The organism is [Clostridium] saccharolyticum WM1 (assembly GCF_000144625.1).
Taxonomy (GTDB): Bacteria; Bacillota; Clostridia; order Lachnospirales; family Lachnospiraceae; genus Lacrimispora; species Lacrimispora saccharolytica.
Window position 1 is genome coordinate 4,484,564 of record NC_014376.1, and the last position, 13,173, is coordinate 4,497,736.

14 protein-coding genes and 2 pseudogenes are annotated in these 13,173 nt (G+C 41.9%); 6 read left to right on the forward strand and 10 right to left on the reverse strand.

Going from position 1 to position 13,173, the window contains the following annotated elements:
* Nucleotides 1-496 precede the first annotated feature (496 nt).
* Nucleotides 497-1,066, forward strand: a complete 570-nt coding sequence (locus tag CLOSA_RS20800; RefSeq protein WP_013274699.1) for a nitroreductase family protein — start codon at nt 497-499, stop codon at nt 1,064-1,066.
* Between the two features lie 17 nt (nt 1,067-1,083).
* Here the strand turns inward: CLOSA_RS20800 and CLOSA_RS22795 are convergent, their stop codons facing one another.
* The 9 genes and pseudogenes from CLOSA_RS22795 to CLOSA_RS21990 all read right to left on the reverse strand — a co-directional run bounded on the left by CLOSA_RS22795 (nt 1,084) and on the right by CLOSA_RS21990 (nt 8,763).
* Nucleotides 1,084-1,242, reverse strand: coding sequence for a hypothetical protein (locus CLOSA_RS22795; RefSeq protein ID WP_013274700.1), 159 nt, complete (start codon nt 1,240-1,242; stop codon nt 1,084-1,086).
* 16 nt (nt 1,243-1,258) lie between these two features.
* Nucleotides 1,259-1,639 carry a zinc ribbon domain-containing protein gene (locus tag CLOSA_RS20805; protein WP_013274701.1) on the reverse strand — a complete coding sequence of 127 codons (381 nt, stop codon included), beginning with the start codon at nt 1,637-1,639 and terminating at the stop codon, nt 1,259-1,261.
* A gap of 217 nt (nt 1,640-1,856) precedes the next feature.
* Nucleotides 1,857-2,069: a DUF378 domain-containing protein gene (locus tag CLOSA_RS20810; protein WP_013274702.1), complete on the reverse strand. Its 213-nt coding sequence runs from the start codon at nt 2,067-2,069 to the stop codon at nt 1,857-1,859.
* A gap of 53 nt (nt 2,070-2,122) precedes the next feature.
* Nucleotides 2,123-3,637: an ATP-binding protein gene (locus CLOSA_RS20815; protein WP_013274703.1), complete on the reverse strand. Its 1,515-nt coding sequence runs from the start codon at nt 3,635-3,637 to the stop codon at nt 2,123-2,125.
* A gap of 14 nt (nt 3,638-3,651) precedes the next feature.
* Entirely contained in the window at nt 3,652-4,971 is a 1,320-nt protein-coding gene (locus CLOSA_RS20820; RefSeq protein WP_013274704.1) for a vWA domain-containing protein, read from the reverse strand.
* A gap of 27 nt (nt 4,972-4,998) precedes the next feature.
* Nucleotides 4,999-5,976 (reverse strand): leucine-rich repeat protein, encoded by a 978-nt coding sequence (locus CLOSA_RS20825; protein WP_013274705.1) that lies wholly within the window; start codon nt 5,974-5,976, stop codon nt 4,999-5,001.
* 294 nt (nt 5,977-6,270) lie between these two features.
* Nucleotides 6,271-6,729, reverse strand: a pseudogene (locus tag CLOSA_RS23745) (group II intron maturase-specific domain-containing protein); the annotation flags it as partial.
* Between the two features lie 719 nt (nt 6,730-7,448).
* Nucleotides 7,449-8,171 carry an Ig-like domain-containing protein gene (locus tag CLOSA_RS21985; RefSeq protein WP_013274706.1) on the reverse strand — a complete coding sequence of 241 codons (723 nt, stop codon included), beginning with the start codon at nt 8,169-8,171 and terminating at the stop codon, nt 7,449-7,451.
* 97 nt (nt 8,172-8,268) lie between these two features.
* Nucleotides 8,269-8,763, reverse strand: a complete 495-nt coding sequence (locus CLOSA_RS21990; protein ID WP_013274707.1) for a hypothetical protein — start codon at nt 8,761-8,763, stop codon at nt 8,269-8,271.
* A gap of 482 nt (nt 8,764-9,245) precedes the next feature.
* On the opposite strand from CLOSA_RS21990, the gene CLOSA_RS20835 reads away from it, so the two are divergent.
* From CLOSA_RS20835 to CLOSA_RS23750, 4 genes and pseudogenes are all read left to right on the forward strand, one after another.
* Nucleotides 9,246-9,485 carry a hypothetical protein gene (locus tag CLOSA_RS20835; protein WP_013274708.1) on the forward strand — a complete coding sequence of 80 codons (240 nt, stop codon included), beginning with the start codon at nt 9,246-9,248 and terminating at the stop codon, nt 9,483-9,485.
* A gap of 97 nt (nt 9,486-9,582) precedes the next feature.
* Nucleotides 9,583-9,672, forward strand: coding sequence for a hypothetical protein (locus tag CLOSA_RS23635; protein ID WP_243429485.1), 90 nt, complete (start codon nt 9,583-9,585; stop codon nt 9,670-9,672).
* 20 nt (nt 9,673-9,692) lie between these two features.
* Nucleotides 9,693-9,956: pseudogene (locus CLOSA_RS22375) on the forward strand (terminase small subunit); the annotation flags it as partial.
* A 43-nt stretch (nt 9,957-9,999) separates the two neighbouring features.
* Nucleotides 10,000-10,173 (forward strand): tyrosine-type recombinase/integrase, encoded by a 174-nt coding sequence (locus CLOSA_RS23750; protein ID WP_408643014.1) that lies wholly within the window; start codon nt 10,000-10,002, stop codon nt 10,171-10,173.
* Between the two features lie 183 nt (nt 10,174-10,356).
* Here CLOSA_RS23750 and CLOSA_RS20845 read toward each other — a convergent pair whose 3' ends face one another.
* A complete protein-coding gene (locus CLOSA_RS20845) occupies nt 10,357-11,502 on the reverse strand; it encodes a glycosyl hydrolase family 18 protein (protein WP_013274709.1) in 1,146 nt (381 codons plus the stop codon).
* A gap of 268 nt (nt 11,503-11,770) precedes the next feature.
* On the opposite strand from CLOSA_RS20845, the gene CLOSA_RS20850 reads away from it, so the two are divergent.
* The gene (locus tag CLOSA_RS20850) at nt 11,771-13,054 is read left to right on the forward strand and encodes a LysM peptidoglycan-binding domain-containing protein (RefSeq protein WP_013274710.1); all 1,284 of its coding nucleotides are present in this window, start codon (nt 11,771-11,773) and stop codon (nt 13,052-13,054) included.
* Nucleotides 13,055-13,173 lie beyond the last annotated feature (119 nt).

Sequence of the window (13,173 nt, forward strand, 5' to 3'; positions counted from 1 at the left end):
TTTAGCACCTTAAGAAAATAAAGTCAATGGTCCCTTTACACCTTTTTCCAACCGTAAAAATAAGCAAAATCTTAAAACTAAATGACAATCGACCGGGGAAGGACCGAAGATAAATTATGAAATTATGCTCTTGTATTTTATTTATCCCATTGATTCCAATTTTGTCCACTCTAAAAATATGACAATAATTGGCTGAAAAATCAAAAAATATTTGTAACATTTTACCACTGTGTTTTCGACAAAAAAGGACAATTATGCGGCCATATCAAAGCTTTCCCCTATCTTCTGCCTGATATCCCTTCCCAAAGTCACATTTTAAACAAATAAAGGCCAGTCCCTCTCTGTTTAAGATCCGGGCAGATACCAGCCTGTTTTTTCTATACCGGATACGATCCCGCCGTGGTTCTTTCCTTCCTCCTGTCCATTGCAGGCCGGGTGAATACCTGCTATACTTTTAAGATAAGCTGACACATAAAAAACAAAAGGAGGAATTAAAATGTTAAAAGAACTGGTTTCCAAATGCCGCACCTTCCGCCGATTTTATGAGGATGAAGCCATTTCCATGACAGATTTAAGAGATCTGGTGGATTTAGCCCGGCTTACCGCGTCAACGGCCAATTCCCAGGCCCTGAAGTTCCGGCTGTGCAGCACTCCAGAGGAAACGGATAAGGTATTTCCTGCCTTAGGCTGGGCAGGTGCTCTGCCGGACTGGAATGGACCGGAAAAGGGGGAACGCCCTTCTGCCTATATCATTATTTTATGCGACTTATCCCTGGGAAAAAACAAGCTGTATGATGATGGGATCGCCGCGCAGACCATCATGCTTGGTGCGGCGGAAAAAGGATACGGCGGCTGTATATTGGCAAATGTACAAAGACCGCACCTGGCAGAAGCACTTTCCATTGATCCTTCCAGGTATTCCATCGATTTAGTCCTTGCCCTTGGAAAGCCCAAGGAAGAGGTGGTTATGGTACCGGTGAAGGAGAATGGTGATACCCGCTATTACCGGGATGAAAACCAGATCCATTATGTACCAAAAAGAACCCTTAACGATATCATCATTTAGAGCGAAATAGAAACCGTTCACTTTCCTTCCTCTCTATACTCTTCTGCCAGTGCCCGAGAGAGTTTGGATATCTTTAACTGGTCTACGCTTCCGGCTCCCGCGGGACAGACGGAAATGCAGTGCATACAGGAGAAGCATGTACTAACAGATACGGAAGTTATCTTTTTTATCTCCATACTTCCTTTCCTCCATTTAAAATCTCTGTCCGCATTTGGGACAGTATTCAAAATCCTCTGCGGTTTCATAGCCGCAGTGGGAGCATTGCTTTCTGCCCCAGTCTGAAGTCCGGTGGCCGGACTGCACCAGAGACAGATCCTGTTCGCTGATGTCCACAGACTCTCCACGGCTTACTTTTTTTCCCTTTTCCTGGTTCAGTTCATAAATGGTATTACAGCAGGACATTTGAACGTAATAATGCCGGTCCCATTTTAGGATGGGAATGAAAAAAACACTAACATAACGAAAGGTCATAAACACCTGGTATCTGCCGTAACCCCCGCACAGTCCGCAGATGACTGTTTTGGTATAATCGAGCAGTTTTTTTCCCTGACTCATGCCGCATATAAAGAACATAATTCCCTCCTGTGATTGGATGTTTGGTTAGTTAATTCTATCACAATTCCATATGGCTGACAACTCATACCCGGTCTGTATACGGGGCATATGCGATCATCTAGTCTGTATGTAAAACGGGGACTCTGCTTCCAAGAATGCCCCATGAAATGATGGAAGGCACCGCAGCACGGTAAGTAATACCAACCTGCTGCAATGCCCCTGTTTAAATCATTAGCTATTTTTCTGTTTCGGCTTCTGAACGGCCATAAAAGGTAAGCAGGTATAACCCGCAAATTCCTACCAGGGCATACACGATTCTCGTGATCCATGTCATGCTGCCGAAAATAAATGACACCAGGTTGAAATTAAAGAAACCTACCAGCCCCCAGTTTACCGCACCAATAATGGCTAAGGTCAGAGCTGTGTAACTTAATGCATTATTTCTCATGGCACTACCTCCTTTTCTTTCTTATTATGGAGTAGCTTTCTGGTTTTTATACATTATTTTCCTAAACCATCAATCCTTGCCTTTATCTCATTCTCCCGGTCTTTGAACAACAGCCGCTCATTGTATTGGTAATACCGTTCACAATCGTATTCCTTTAAAAATTTAACGCTGTAAAATCCGGTATTTAGCTCCGTTAAAAACACCACCATTTCCTGACCGTCCCCAAAGGCAGCTTCCATAAAATCAAAGGCATGCTCCAATGCGTTTCCTGCCTCTTCAGATAAGGAATCATACCTGGCCTTTTCCTCTTCAAACATCTCACGTATCCTGTTCCAGGCCGTCTCATTCTCCTGATTCTCATCTCTGCGAAGGACTTCCTCATACTGAAGAAGAAGGGCTTCCACATCCCTGCGCAAATAATCCTCTCTCCTGTTTAGCAGGCCTGCGCTCCGCTTTCTCTCCCATTCCCCGTTCCATTGGACCCTTAAGGCCTCCAGCCGGTCTGCCATGGAGGCATCTTGGCTGCTGCCGGCTTTTGGACTTAATTTCTTCAGCTCCTCCAGAAGAAGTTCTGTTTTGTCTCCCTGATGGGATACGCTCCGGAAGCTCTGCCCCAATCTGGACAACAAAAGACCCATGACGTTTAATTTCTCGTCAAACGGCGCCCGTTTCAGCCTGTTGCACAAGCTTTCCCGGATAATGCCCGTCAGGATTTCATCGATCTGGTAATCATCCCGGTATTTATAATAGATCTCCAGATAATTGGCGAAGTCCTTGGCTATCACAGGAAACTGGATATACTCTCCCACCACATCCCGATCCGCCTTCTTCCCCAGACGCTCATATATTTCAATGAATTTTGATAGGTCTTCCCAGCCCCTGGGTGTGGCAAAAAATTTACCATCCACGGTAGTTTCGATCCTGCAGAAATATTCTGTTCTGGCATTCAAATAAGATATGACCGCCGGATGGATGGACTGCTCATAGGCATAGGCCTTCCAAACCTCAAAATCCGGTTCCACGTGAATAAGCTTCAAACGGTCTAAGGTCACCACATCAAAATCCCGGACTGACTTGTTATATTCCGGCGGATTTCCGGCCGTTACAAGGACCCAGCCGTCAGGGATCCTGTGGTTACCAAAGGTCTTATACTGGAGAAACTGAAGCATGGTGGGTGCAAGAGTTTCGGAAACACAGTTGATCTCATCAATGAACAGGATCCCTTCCTTCAGACCGGTATCTTCAATTTTATTGTATATGGACGCCACGATCTCGCTCATGGTGTATTCCGTTACCCGGCAGACATTTCCTCCAAACTCCTTCTCATTGATAAAGGGGAGTCCCACCGCACTCTGACGTGTATGATGGGTGATGGTATAAGCTACCAAACCAATTCCGCATTCCCTGGCCACCTGTCCCATGATCTGAGTCTTTCCCACTCCGGGAGGGCCCATGAGAAACACCGGTCTTTGCTGGACCGCCGGTATCTCATAGGCTCCGTATGCATCCTTTAGCAGATAAGCTTCTATGGTATTCTTAATTTCTTCTTTTGCTCGTTTAATATTCATGTTAAAATCTCCCGTCACGTAACTTCCAGATCTTCTGACCGAAGGATCACCTTCATGGCCCAGCCCGGTACAGAAATATCCTCATACTGATCCTCCATAAAAACAAAGGCCGTATCATAGGGGGGCATTTTCAAGGGATATATCCCTTTTCCGTCGGTGAAATACAAAAGGCCCCTGAGTTTTTGAAAAGCTCCCTTGTTCAAAAGACCATTCACATATTCAAAGGCTGGACGAAAATCCGTTCCTCCAAATCCGGATAAAGTGAAATGCTCCATATAGTCTTCCATTTCTTCCCTGCTTGTGATGGTCACATCCGATCGGATTTCTTCGTCGCATTGGATGATATGGATATTGATCTTCCTGAAATAACTTTCCGACTCCCCAAGAACACCATAGGTTTCCTGAAGAAAATTCCGCACCAAATCTCCTGATACGGACATGGATGTATCAATCACGATCACAAAATCCTCGATCCTGTACACCTCTTTTGTTTCCAATGGCTCAATAAGAGGCATATTCCGGTAAAGAGACAAGCCGTAGGTATAAAACACAGGATCAAAGGAGTCCGGATCGACCTCCGCTTCCTCCCTTAACACCGCAAACTTTCTCAAAAACTTCTTATAATCATATTTTTCCCGGTTTTCCACCCTTATCTGTTCCAGAAGATTTCTTGACGACTCCTCCTTCTTTTCCCCAAAAGACTCCATTTCTGTCTGCATCTTTTCCCGGATGTCCTGCCATTTATTCTGGCGTTCCATCTGGGACCTGGGGCTTTCATCAGATTCCCACCGGTCATGGTTGTCCACATAAAATTCCGCCGCCATCCGTTCATACTGTTGTGCGGTCATGTTCATATCCTGAAGGTCCTGATATATTCCCTCCGCGGTAAAGACCCTTCGCTTTTTAGAAAGCCCGCCGTATATCTCTCTGCGGTAAGGGGTCTGATGCCGGTATACAGACTTTGCATATAACCCATCCAGAATGGACTCTATGGTAATATCACAGGCCAGATCCCAATATTTCTTATCCCGCTTTCCTCTGCCGCTTAAATGACAGAACAGGCAGTGAAACAGCATATGCAGGCAGGCCCTGTTTACCAGAATACGGCTCCTTTTATATATGGAAAACAAATGCTCCGGCTGATAATAGATCAAAAACCCGTCCGTACCCACGCCCCGTCCTGCATGATCGGCTTCAAAACCGAGACTGCTTAGGGCTACATCCAGATACCGGAAGCCTAAATATAGTTCATTTCTGGCATTAGAGAGTATCTCATGGCCCAGTTCCACCTCCGCCAGTTCATCAAGCTGCCTTTGTCTTACCGGATCTATCACGTTTCCACCTTCTTCCGTAGGATTATTTTAAAGGGAAAACCTCCGTTTCCCTGTGGTAAAACGCTTCCGGCGAAGCTTCATAAGTACACTTAGGACCTCCGGCCTGTCCTCATTGCCTGCCAGATCCACCATTCCGTCAAAGTCCTCCTGGTTATGGCCGTAGGTTTCTGCAAGCCAAAGGAAAAGAGCCGGATCCCTTTCCTCTAGTGCCAGCCTTGCCGCTCCCTTAAAATGCTCCTTTAAGTATGCCTCGTATCCCTGCCTGTACTTATTAAGAAGATCCACAGGAGTATACAGCCTTCCAAGAACCAGAGCCGCAGTTACCCGCTCCGGCTCCTGCACCAGGATGTGAGGAAACAGGGCATCATATTTGTGAAACTGAAACTCCGTATGATCAAAGCAGTAGCGGTACATATGGCCGCACCCATGCATTTCCCGGAGAATGATCCTGGCCGGCGTATGCTCCACAGATTCCTCAAACATTTCAGGGAATACCAGCCTTGCCTCCCCTTTGGAACAGTAATAATTAACATAGAGCTCCTGACGTAATTCTGCCAGCAGCTCTTTCATGCAGGAGCGCCCACCATCCATGATATGAATATCCAAAAACCGGATTCCCGAACATCCGGTAAACAATCCGGACCCCACATCAAAAATAGAGCTGAAGCATTCCACATGGCCTAACTCATAACAATTATAGAATGCATAGTTTCCTATTTTTCTAATCGTATGAGGCAAATAGATATCCTTCAGCCTGTCACAGCTTATTTCCGGCGGAAGATCTTTCTCATCTATTTCCTCAGGTTTGCCTTCTTCATCACACAAGGATATCTCATTCCCTGCCGATGACAGCATCTCCTCTTTTCCCCAGCCATTGGAAAATGCATAGGCCGCCAGCTCTGTCACCGGCATATCCCCGATCTTCTCCGGGATCCGTATGGACCCGTCGTATCCCCGGCAGCCCAGTATCCTCACATGGTTTTCCTTAATCTGATATAAAAACATCCTGAAGTCCTCTCCACTCACCGTTTAACAAATCAATATAACAGAAAAACAGAAGAAATGCAACGGGTTTTATTTCTTAATTTCCATACGCCCACAAAAATCCGTACTTTTAACGCTTAGAATCGAGATCCTTAAGACTTTTGCATTACCGTCTATAACCGCCTAAATGTAGTCAAAACCGGGTATCTTGCAGTATAATGCAGTCAGTAAATGATATGTTCTAATCGAGTAGGAGGTGGTGACTAACCGCCGTCCTCTCACAGCACCGTGCATACCATTCGGTACACGGCGCTTTCAATAGTTGATGTGCACAGACTGATATGCATTGGCTAAATCATAAAAGCCACTATGTATCCGTCTTTCTTTTATTAATGTTATATTGACCGTCATTGTATTTGTCACAAACCAGTAACCTCTCCGGCTATTAGCCGTTTTAAATGACAAGTCTTTGGATACTCCAAGTTTACAAGGTTTTCTTTTTTGCGTTTGGCTTCTTCCATTGTTTCCAAATACACATATGTATTCAATGGTAGAGCCAACCGTTGATATCCTTAATAGGGTTCTTCATACTTGCTATTTCATAATAGTTAAGCCAGCCTCTTACATATGCCTTTACCTTATCCAATGCTAGTCGTATGTTCTGAGCAGGCCTCCGGGAAGAAAGTTCTCTCAGTTTAGACTAAAACTTCTTCCATGACTTTGGGCGAAACTGACATATATGCCATTTCCGTTCCTTCCCAATACAAAGCCAAGATTTCCGGTGCTCCCTTTTTTTGCCTTTACCCTCTTAAAAGCTCTTTTAAGATTATCTTTGTACAGTATCTTCTCCAAGAGCTCCGGCTGTGCACTGTCCTTTTCTTTCCATATCGAGCGGATTTACCTCCGCACTTCCGCATACCCTTTATGTTCCGCACTATCTCTTTGCGGACAGTCTCTGTTTTCAGAGTTTTCTGCCTACATCAGCCACTCCTCCTTTCACGGTTATACTTGGGACTCCTATTGATTTGATCCTTCACCTCTCAGCTATTATGACATCTGCTGACTTCTGCATGTTCAGTATTACCTTACGATTATAGTTACTCTTTTCAGAGCATGCCATGCAGACCTCCCCGTGTACTCATACGTTCCTACTCTCCATCTATCTTCCACATTTACCATACATGATTCTGTGTAGTTATCGGGCTTCAACTTGTAGCACAGTCTTACCCTCATGCATAGCTTGATATGATTTCTGTTCGTCAGACCAGAAATTTGCCCACTGATTAGTATGTTCCCAGTATCCCGTTTCCTTCAGATTCCACCTCATGATGGACACCCTAGCCTTCGGCTTTATCCTTCCCACTACCGGGCGGATTCGGGACTTGCACCCGTTGAAACGTGCGCCCGCCGTAGCACCTATGTAAAAAACGGGCCCGGAATACCGGATACCCGCCTTTAAATCATCCTATATTATCTATCTATAACCTTAGATACTACTCTCTTACTCTAACATATACCTTACCAATAATATTTCCCGTTTCATCTTTCGCAGTAATTAATGCTAACCCTTTACTTAGTGTAGCAACCTTCCCATTTCTGGAAACATCAGCTACTGAAGAGTCCATTGAAGCCCACGTAGCTTTAATTGTGTCGGTTAAATCATCAATAGTCAATCTACAGGATTGCCCAATTTTCAAGTCAACTGCCAACCTGTAATCGCTTGCATCCTCTACAACTAATACATTAATATTCTCAGTATATGTACCGTCTACACTTTTAACTGTTATTACCGTATTTCCTGGTGCCAAAGCTGACACAACTCCATTCTCATTTACAGTAACTACTGTATTATCTGAAGATGTCCAGGACATTTCTGTATTTACACCTAAATCATTATCTACGCTTAATTGTAGTCTTTCATTAACTTCTAAAACTACCTTTAATATGTTTTTTATTTCTGATCCCTTATATCCCCACGCAAAAGAACCGCCATATACACCTACGTGAGCAACTGTTCCATCCGGATTAGTTCCTGTTCCTGAATTTTTCCAGCCAGTACTTGTTATGTTATATTCAGAATCAATAGTTGCATTATATAAATTATTTAATTTAGTTCCATTAGCTGGATCCAAATTTTGAGTTGTTGATACGCAATTAAATGCGCTGCCACTAAGAGGCGTTGAACTGAAATATGATCCTGGTGATCCTATAAACAAGGAATTCTCTACCTTTATTTTAGCACTTTTAACTATATAATTCCAACCACCATATCCTTCAACAAAGACGCAATTGTAATATTCGTTGGTCCAGTCATCACCTCCTAAGCAATACCATTGTTGTGATACTTTTGAATATCACCCCATAGAAACTTATTTTGATTCGTGATGTAGCTGAATTTTCCACAACAATCCATTCGCCTACATTTGTAAATTGTACTTTTCCCATCGTTTCAGCTAATATGGATATTTTCATGCCGTTATATTTATTATTTAAATTATACTGAGTACCTTTAAATAAATTCCCAATATCATAAGTGCCATCTTTTATTACAATAGCTCCTCCATCTCTACAATTAACACTCATGTAATCAAAGCCTTTAACAACTGTTTTAAAAGGTTTATTCTTGCTTCCGTCACCTATAATATCATCACCATTAGATCCATCCACATAAATTATTTCTTTAAATTCCAATACTGTGTTATTAATCTTAAAACTTTTATTATTTATTTCAGCATAAGCAGGAATTTGCACTAAAAACAATACATAGCAAATAACCGTTGCTATTCTAAGTAATAATTTATTTTTCATACAATTTAATTTACCTCCAAAATTTATTTTATGTATATTAACCAATATTCTAAAAACAAAAATAATACAGCAAAAAAGTAAGACCAAATCACGAATAGTACGATTTAATTATATAACCTATTATATTTTTCTAATTCCTTTGCTATATTTTTTTACATCTCAGAATACTTAAATATATTATCATCTTATATCAATCAAATTAACTGTAATAATTACCAAACTATAGTAGAACTATTTCACTAATCCAGAAAACTGCAATGCACCGTTCTGATCCGGGGGGGCAATGTCTCAATAGAATTTGTAAAAGAATAGGAATTGAATAATGAATTTGAAAGGTAGCTGTCAGGATATCAAAGAAAAAACGAGGTTATAATCTCTCAATGTATTAGAACAAAGCTCATTTACATATTTCTGCTGCTGTAGATGGGTGTTTTCTTTTATACCTGTCGATGATATGATAGAAGAAAAAATAGGAGGAATTTATGAAAAATAAAATAATAGTACGGTTTGGAATCGTTTTCGTTATCGGTATAGTAATATTACTTGGTAGTATCAAGCTGGGTACTATTAATATGTCAAGCATTATGCAAATTAATGGCGGCAGTATGGATACGAATGTATATTTGATTTACTTGGAACAGTCAATTATAAAATTTAGATTTCTAGGTTCAATATTATCATTGCTTGGCGGTTTAGGGGTAATAAAAAATATACAATCTTAATCTATGGTGTTAACATATATAAACAGCCAGATTGGAAGTTGAGGTGAGACTGATGGTATAAACAGCCAAGCAGAAAGTATTTGCGGATGAGTACCTGATTGATCTTAATGCCACCAAGGCTTACAAGGTCGCATATCCTAAGATCAAAAAGATGAAACAGCTAAAGCGGCTGCAAGAAGAAGGTTAACCAATGTTAACGTTGCAGCACATGTTGAAAAACGTATGATGGACCAGGAAAAGCGTAATGAGATCACCCAGGATATGGTTTTAAAAGAGCTGTCAAAGATCGGCTTTGCGGATGTCACTGACTTTGTGACGATTGAAAGCAAAGGAAGCTATAAAGCAGCGAAAGATAAACAGTGTGCAGTATGCATGGCTGCCATACCGTTACTAATTGCTTGCAAGACTACCCAAAAACCAAAGCTGGCAAGCGGCAGGTGCCTATACCAATGCCTTTATACCCTATTTTGAAAGATTATGTTTCCCATAAAGATGGGATCTTATTTCCATCAAAATATGGAAGCTATATCGGGGTAATAAGCTCCAGACTGTTAGTGACAAGCCTCTCCCTGACGAAATTACCGCACATACGTTTAGGCATACTTATGCCAGTGATTTATATAAGGCGGGAGTAGATATCAAGCAAGCGCAATATCTTTTAGGACATGATGATAACAAAACCACTTAGATACTTACACCCATTTCGGATACGCAGATGTAAAGGTTGATAAATTAGAGGCTTATTATAATGCAGTCAAAATACAGTCATAGAGAAAAGTAATACCCATGAAACACGCATAAACAAAGTGTACCATGGGTATGTATTGGCAATAGCAAAAGTTCAACGGACTTTTCATATAAATGGACAAAATCAGGCACTAAATTTTTTTATATCAAACATCTGCTCCATGAGCAGCCAGTTTGCCCGGAAAAACTGCATGATCTGCCAATATCCGGCTCCGGTCAGGCCATACTCCTGTATCAGATCAAATTTGGCCTTATAGCTTCTCACATCCTCAAACCACACCTCATGCTGGACTCCATACTGCCAATACCGGAAGAACGGGGACATGGCAACCTCATCAAACTGGATCTCCGCCCCATGGTCAATCGCTATCTGGACCGCCTCTAAGTTGTTTATGGTTCTCGCCCTGGTCACTCCCCGCTCATAGGGAAGAGGCCAGTCGTACCCGTAGTTGGGGATCCCAAGACTGATCTTTTCCTTAGGGATCTCTGTTATCGCGTAATCTACTACTTTTCTGACCATGTTAATCGGGGCTACGGCCATTGGGGGGCCGAATGTATAACCCCACTCATATGTCATAAGCAGCACTCTGTTGGCCGCTTCCCCTAACAGCCTGTAATCAACGCCTTCATACAAAAGTCCGCTCTGGGCGGCTGATGTTTTGGGGGCAAGAGCCACCGTAACCTGATAGCCAAACTGATTCATGATCTGGGTAGTCCGTTTTACAAAATCCGCATAAGCAAGGCGGTCTGCCGCCATGATATATTCAAAATCAATATCCAGGCCTGCAAACCCCTTTTCCATCATCTTAAGTCCCAGGCTCCAGATCAGACGCTGCTGGACTTCCCTGTTATGTACTACCGAGGAGACCAGGCTATTGTTAAAATGGCCGTCAGGACCAAGAGGTGTAAGAGTCAGAACCGGGCGTACCCCAAGCTGCCAGGCTCTTTCTATCATCCAGTCATCAGGACTCATGGGCGGTACAAGGTCTCCCTCCATGGTAAATCCATAGGAAAAAACATAAAGGTCGGTCAGATACGGGAGGGTATTTTCCAAATTATCCGGACTGATGATGGGGTATGCATAACCGAATACATAAAGAGGCATCCTTTCATCAAAAGGGACCTCATCCCGAATGTAAAGTGCCTGGCCCACAGCCAGGCGGTAGGGATAACCAATCTGGTTATCAAATAACAGGTTTTCTACCGGAATGCCCTGGGAAGCAGCAATGGTGTCCACACTGTCCCCCTGCTTTACCACATATATTTTCATAGCAGCATCCTTATACCAGAATTGGTAAAGCATATGTTGAAAAATTCCCTGACATGACAGTAACAGACATTTTTTCAGAGATCTTCAGAAATAAGTCTATGCCATTTTTATTAAGAATTCGCAAACCCTTGCAATCCAAATTGACCATCTGTCACAATTCCTAAACCAGCTATTGCGATAATCATTGATATAAATTATTTATATCATGTTGTTATGAACAGGTAAGAGTATCATATAATAGAATTAATAAGATCATATGAGGGAAGCTATGAACATACACGTTGTTCAACCTGGCGAAACCATCAATTCAATATCAGAGTATTACAATATCCCTGCCGGCAGATTAATATTGGAAAACGGAATCACAAATCCAGACAATCTGGCGATCGGCCAAACAATTGTAATAGTACAACCCGATATACTTTATACCGTTCGGGCGGGTGATACATTAGAGAGTATCGCAGAGCAGTACGGTGTTTCACCAATGGATTTGTTAAGAAATAATCCCTATCTTTCCGATAGAGAAATCTTATACGTCGGTGAAACCATAGTCATAACCTATCAGACAAATAAAACAAGGACGATTGCCACCAGTGGTTATACCTTTCCTTATATAGATAAATCTGTCTTAATAAAAACACTTCCTTTTTTATCTTATTTGACCATATTCAATTATAGGGCTACAGGCGAAGGAGAAATTATCTCCAGTGCTGATGAGACGGAACTTATTGAGCTGGCAAAAACTTATGGTGTTGCTCCCATGATGTTTGTTTCCACGATTTCCGTAGAGGGAATCGTTAGCCGTGAAGTGATCAATGATATTTTAAATAATCCGTCCGTACAGGATCACCTGATTGATAATACGCTTCAAACACTGAAAGCGAAAGGTTATTATGGCATAAACATATATGTCGAAAATGTCACCTTTGACAATATAAATAGCTTTGTAGAATATATAAAAAAAGCATCTGCGAGATTTCATTCTGAAGGCTACAGAATCGTGATTACCATAACGCCAGCTATGAACACTGAAACCCCAAATGTTAATTTTGAACGAATAGACTATTCAGGACTTTGTGAATTTGTAGATGGAATTATATTTGCCTCTTATGATTGGGCAAGAACTTACGGTTATCCAATTTCAATTTTCCCGGTGAATTATTTAATAGAATTGCTGGATTATGCCGTTCGTATTATTCCTTCTGAAAAAATCTTTCTAGGGATTACCACTTTAGGATATGATTGGACATTGCCCTATATACCAGGTGTCACAGGAGCTACTGTTATAACCAATCAAAGTGCAGTACATATTGCAGCGGATAACGGTATCCCTATACAATTTAATGATGAAGCACAATCACCTTTTTACTATTATACGGATAGTGACGGGATTCTACATGTCGTATGGTTTAAAGATGCAAGAAGCTTTGATGCACGGGCCAGGCTGGCTGCAGAATATAATCTCCAAGGCTTATCTCTTTGGACCATTATGAAATTCGATACTCAAATGTGGTTTATTATCAATACTCAATATTACATAGAAAAGCATTAAAAAAGCTTCTATCAATGCAATGGCAGGTGCTTACGATCTTTATATTTCCTCCTATCCAAAAGGCCCAGGATTATCCCAGGCCCAAAAAATGTGATGTTACAACCGAAAACGAATACTTT

Bases quoted from the DNA above. Each gene is read 5' to 3' on its own strand.
- CLOSA_RS20800 (WP_013274699.1), top strand. From the start codon at position 497: ATGTTAAAAGAACTGGTTTCCAAATGCCGCACCTTCCGCCGATTTTAT.
- CLOSA_RS22795 (WP_013274700.1), bottom strand. From the start codon at position 1,242: ATGGAGATAAAAAAGATAACTTCCGTATCTGTTAGTACATGCTTCTCC.
- CLOSA_RS20805 (WP_013274701.1), bottom strand. From the start codon at position 1,639: ATGTTCTTTATATGCGGCATGAGTCAGGGAAAAAAACTGCTCGATTAT.
- CLOSA_RS20810 (WP_013274702.1), bottom strand. From the start codon at position 2,069: ATGAGAAATAATGCATTAAGTTACACAGCTCTGACCTTAGCCATTATT.
- CLOSA_RS20815 (WP_013274703.1), bottom strand. From the start codon at position 3,637: ATGAATATTAAACGAGCAAAAGAAGAAATTAAGAATACCATAGAAGCT.
- CLOSA_RS20825 (WP_013274705.1), bottom strand. From the start codon at position 5,976: ATGTTTTTATATCAGATTAAGGAAAACCATGTGAGGATACTGGGCTGC.
- CLOSA_RS21990 (WP_013274707.1), bottom strand. From the start codon at position 8,763: ATGAAAAATAAATTATTACTTAGAATAGCAACGGTTATTTGCTATGTA.
- CLOSA_RS20835 (WP_013274708.1), top strand. From the start codon at position 9,246: ATGAAAAATAAAATAATAGTACGGTTTGGAATCGTTTTCGTTATCGGT.
- CLOSA_RS20845 (WP_013274709.1), bottom strand. From the start codon at position 11,502: ATGAAAATATATGTGGTAAAGCAGGGGGACAGTGTGGACACCATTGCT.
- CLOSA_RS20850 (WP_013274710.1), top strand. From the start codon at position 11,771: ATGAACATACACGTTGTTCAACCTGGCGAAACCATCAATTCAATATCA.